The 4379-nt window shown below is 73.6% G+C and carries 4 protein-coding genes and 2 pseudogenes; 2 read left to right on the top strand and 4 right to left on the bottom strand.

Going from position 1 to position 4379, the window contains the following annotated elements:
- The 3 genes and pseudogenes from ABZ749_RS30210 to purN all read right to left on the bottom strand — a co-directional run.
- Nucleotides 1–95: pseudogene (locus ABZ749_RS30210) on the bottom strand (hypothetical protein); the annotation flags it as partial.
- Nucleotides 89–1054: pseudogene (gene purH, locus ABZ749_RS30205) on the bottom strand (bifunctional phosphoribosylaminoimidazolecarboxamide formyltransferase/IMP cyclohydrolase); the annotation flags it as partial. The pseudogenes purH and ABZ749_RS30210, both read right to left, overlap by 7 nt.
- The gene (purN, locus tag ABZ749_RS30200; protein WP_357189858.1) at nt 1051–1671 is read right to left on the bottom strand and encodes a phosphoribosylglycinamide formyltransferase; all 621 of its coding nucleotides are present in this window, start codon (nt 1669–1671) and stop codon (nt 1051–1053) included. The gene purN and the pseudogene purH, both read right to left, overlap by 4 nt.
- 289 nt (nt 1672–1960) lie before the next feature.
- Here purN and ABZ749_RS30195 point away from each other — a divergent pair, with 289 nt between their 5' ends.
- Nucleotides 1961–2509, top strand: a complete 549-nt coding sequence (locus tag ABZ749_RS30195) for a DUF4190 domain-containing protein (protein ID WP_357233743.1) — start codon at nt 1961–1963, stop codon at nt 2507–2509.
- A gap of 55 nt (nt 2510–2564) precedes the next feature.
- Here ABZ749_RS30195 and ABZ749_RS30190 read toward each other — a convergent pair whose 3' ends face one another.
- On the bottom strand, nt 2565–3854 hold the full coding sequence (locus tag ABZ749_RS30190; protein WP_357233741.1) for a DUF6350 family protein: 1290 nt from the start codon (nt 3852–3854) through the stop codon (nt 2565–2567).
- Nucleotides 3855–4054: 200 nt separating this feature from the next.
- On the opposite strand from ABZ749_RS30190, the gene ABZ749_RS30185 reads away from it, so the two are divergent.
- Nucleotides 4055–4321, top strand: coding sequence for a hypothetical protein (locus tag ABZ749_RS30185; protein WP_091406354.1), 267 nt, complete (start codon nt 4055–4057; stop codon nt 4319–4321).
- Nucleotides 4322–4379 lie beyond the last annotated feature (58 nt).

Raw genomic sequence — 4379 nt, 5'->3', positions numbered from 1 at the left:
TACTCGACCGCGTGCGCGGCCGCGGTCGCCACGCTCAGCGCCCCGGGGTCGGCCATGCCCACGTCCTCGCTGGCGAAGATGACCAGGCGACGGGCCGGTTGACCGCGATGACACCGCCGAACGCCGACACCGGGTCGCAGGCGTGCGCCCTGCGGTGCGCCTCGGCGACGTCCGCGCCGATCGCGATGCCGCACGGGTTCGCGTGCTTGATGATCGCCACCGCCGGCTGGTCGGCGAAGTCGTTCGCGGCCCGCCAGGCGGCGTCGGCGTCGACGTAGTTGTTGTACGACATCTCCTTGCCGTGCAGCTGCTCGGCCTGGGCCAGCCCGGCCGGGGCGTCCGGGTCGGTGTAGAGCGCGGCCGGCTGGTGCGGGTTCTCGCCGTAGCGCAGCGCTGTCGACTTGCGCAGCGCCAGCCCCGCGAACTGCGGCCACGAGTCGTCGGCGGGTGCCAGCTCCTGCGCGAACCACCGGGCCACCGCCACGTCGTATTCGGCGATGTCGGCGAACGCCCGGGCGGCCAGCGCGCGGCGCTGGGCCACTGTGAAGCCACCCTCGGCGAGCGCGCCGAGCAGCGCCGGGTAAGCGGCCGGGTCGGTGAGCACGGCGACCGAGGCGTGGTTCTTGGCGGCGGCGCGCACCATGGCCGGGCCGCCGATGTCGATCTGCTCCACGCACTCCTCGACGTCGGCGCCGGAGGCGACGGTCGCCTGGAACGGGTACAGGTTGGAGACCAGCAGGTCGAACGCCGCCACGCCCAGCTCGTCGAGCTGCGCCACGTGGGTGTCCTTCCGCAGGTCCGCGAGGAGACCCGCGTGCACCTTCGGGTGCAGGGTCTTCACCCGGCCGTCGAGCACCTCGGGGAACCCGGTCACCGTCTCCACCGGCGTCACCGGCACCCCGGCGGCGGCGATGGTGCCCGCCGTGCTGCCGGTGGACACGATCTCCACACCGGCGGCGTGCAGGGCCTGAGCCAGCTCGGCCAGCCCGGTCTTGTCGTAGACGCTGACCAGCGCCCGCCTGATCGGGCGGCGCCCGTCCTGAGTGGGACTCACGGAACCGTGACCTTCCTTCCGGTGATGGTCCAGCCTTCGCGGACCAGCCGACCGACCTGCTCGACGAGCTGGCGTCGCTCGGCTTCCTTGATGCGCTCGGTGAGCGTGTCGACGTCGTCGTCGTCCAGCACCGGCACCGCGACCTGCGCGACGATCGGCCCGGTGTCCATGCCGGCGTCGACGAAGAAGAGGGTGGCTCCGGTGAGCTTCACGCCGTAGGCGAGAGCGTCACGCGGGCCGTGGATGCCGGGAAACGCCGGCAGCAGCGTGTTGTGGGTGTTCAGGTAGCGGTCGCCGAAGGCGGCGAGGAAGTGCGGGCCGACCAACTTGAGGAAACCGGCGGAGATGACCAGGTCGGGTTGGTGCTTCGCGACGTGCGCGGTGAGCGCGCGGTCCCAGCCCTCCCGGGTGTCGTGGTCGCGGACCCGCTCGACGAAGGTGGGCACCCCCGCCGCGTCGGCCCGGTCCAGGCCCGCGATGCCGTCGCGGTCCGCGCCGACCGCGACGACCTGTGCGCCGTACGCGGGGTCGGCGGCGGCATCCAGCAGCGACTGAAGGTTGCTCCCGGAGCCGGAGATGAGGACGACGATGCGGGCGACAGGCGCGGGCTCGGTCACCGGGCCACCCTATCGGGCAGGTCAGGGACACCCTTCGACTGGGCGGCACGCCGATCTTCGACAGTGCGGACGTGCGTCGACCCGGTACGCTGCCGCTCGCTCGGGCCGAACGCCGCACCGGCCCACACACCGCCCCTGATCCGGCACGCGAAGCGGTCGACTAGGACCTTTTTGCCTGCTTTGGGAGACATGTCGTCCTGTTGCTGTACTGGGCTTTGGGAGGACTGACCGCGATCATGGATGGAAATAAGAGCACCAACTGACGGAACCAGTCCAAGGAGCTTCTCGAATGCAGCCCGGTAACCCCGGTCAGGACCCGTACGGCCAGCAGCCCAACCAGGACCCGACCGCTCCCCAGCCGCCGGCCGCCCCGTACGGCCAGCAGCCCACCTCCGGCCAGCCGTACGGCCAGCAGCCGAACGACCCGTACGCCGCGCCGCAGGCCCCGTACGGTCAGCAGCCCACCTCGGGCCAGCCGTACGGTCAGCAGCCGAACGACCCGTACGCGCAGCAGCAGCCCCCGTACGGCGCCGGCCCGACCTACCCGAACGCCGGGTACCCGCAGGCGCAGGGGCATAACAACACCCTCGGCCTGGTGTCGATGATCCTCGGTATCGCGTCGATCCCGCTGGTCTGCTGCCTGTACCTGGGCATCCCGGTCGGCATCGCTGGCGTCGTGACCGGCTACCTCGCCAAGCAGAAGGTGGCCCAGGGTCAGGCCAACAACGCCGGCCAGGCCAAGGCCGGCCTGATCTGCGGCGCGGTCGGCGTCGGGCTGGGCATCCTGCTGCTCATCCTGAGCGTGGTGGCGCAGGTCAACCTGCCCACCCAGCCCTGACGGGTTCGGATTCGACGGGGCGCTCCGGGGTTCACTCGGGGCGCCCCGCGCTCGTCTACTGCGCGGGCCCGCGGGTCAGCGCCCGGGTGGCGGCAGCGCCGACCAGCGCGCCGACCGCTATGACACCGGCCGCCACCGCCCCGACCTGCCAACTCACCGGGCCGACCTGGGACAGCCGGCCGGCGCCGAGCGGCCCACCGGAGACCGCCGCTGCCGCACCGAGCACCACACCGGCCACCGGCCCGGCCAGCACCGCCGGCGTCAGCAACACGGCCCAGCGCTGCGCAGCCCGCTCCGGCCCGGCGAGTCGAGCCACCCGCCGGGCGAGCAGCCAACCGGCGACCATCCCGGCCAGCACCGGCACCGCGAGCAGCAGGGCGCCGAAGCCGTCCACCGGGCCACGCGGCAGGCCAGCGAGCAGCGGCACGGCCGGCAGCGCGCCGACCGACACCTCGCTGGTGCGGACCGCTGTGTCAGTTCCGACCGCGAACCCCGGCCCGAGCAGGTAACTGGTCGACCAGACCGCCGCGTTGGGCGCGTACGCGACGCTGACCAGGGTGATGCCGGCCTGCCCGGCGACTCCGGTCCGGTACGCCCCGATCATGTCGGCCGCATCGCCGCCACCGGTGGCCACCGCCAGGCCGGCTGCTCCCGCGCCCGCGCCGAGCAGCAGCAGCCCGGCCACCAGGCCGGTGCGAACGCCGTCGCGCACCGGGCTCGGGAGCCGGGAGACGAGCAGCCGGGTCACGGCGGTGATCCGGACCGCGCCGACCAGCGCGGCGAGTGTGCCGACCGCCGCGAACGTGGCGCCCGCCCGGATCAGCGACACACTCGGCCCGCCGGTGCCGACCAGCACCGCCGCGAGCGCGCCGAGCAGCGCGTACGCAATGCCGACCGCGACCGCGGCGAGCAGTGCGCGGCGCGGGGAGCGGGTGTCGCGAGCACCGATCGCACGGCTGACGTGCACGCCGGCGCGGCTCAGCCGCCAGAGCGCGAGCACTGTCAGCGCCAGCGGGGCGAGCCCGAGCGGCCCGGTTTCGGTGTGCAACGGCACGCCGTGCCCGAGCAGCCAGCCGGCCAGCGCGGTGCGCAGCGTGCCGGTCACTGTGGTGCCATCCGCGCCGAGCTGCACCAGGCCGAGCACGATGGCGACCGGCAGGTACGAGGTGACGGCGGCCCAGCAGGCGGCCACCCCGGCGGCAACGGGCAGCGGCGCCCGCCCGCGCGGCGACCCACCAGCGCGAGGCGCGGGCACCCGCCGGGCCGGTGCGGCACGGTCGACCGGCCGGTCGTCGGCGCTCACACCGCCGGGACGGCTGGGACGGTCAGGGGTGACGGGGGACATCCGCTCTACTCTGGCACGTCGCGCGGGCGGTGGCAGTCCGTTAACCCCTCCTAAGGTCGGCGAGTTCACCGAACCGACGTCCTGCCCACCCGGGCCGGTCTAGCCTCGGCCCTGAGGGGGCGCGAGTCGCCGCCACCCGGGACGGGCCCGCCGGTCGCGGTCCGGGCCGGCACGTCGCCCATGACCGCTCGGAGGAAGCTGTGACGACGCCATACCCGCCTCCCCCACCACCACCGGCCCAGGGACGCGACCGCACCACCCTCTGGGGCGTGCTGGGCATCGTGCTGGGGCTGATCTGCTGCGGCATCTTCGGCATCGTCTTCGGCTACCTGTCCATCCGCGACGCCCGGCGGTACGGGCAGTCGCCGCTGCTCGGTTACCTCGCCATCGCGTTCGGCGTGATCAACATCATCGGCGGGGCGATCCTGCGCTCGACCGGCAACTACCCGTTCTGGAACAACGACTGACGCGTACGGCAGGTCGAGCCGGGCACACCACACCCCCGCCGCCGACTGGTCGCCGTCC

The sequence above is a fragment of the Micromonospora sp. NPDC047753 genome (assembly GCF_040642735.1).
In the GTDB taxonomy this organism is placed as follows: Bacteria; Actinomycetota; Actinomycetes; order Mycobacteriales; family Micromonosporaceae; genus Micromonospora.
Note: the sequence above shows the minus strand (reverse complement) of the source record. Positions and strands in the feature narration are given on the sequence as shown.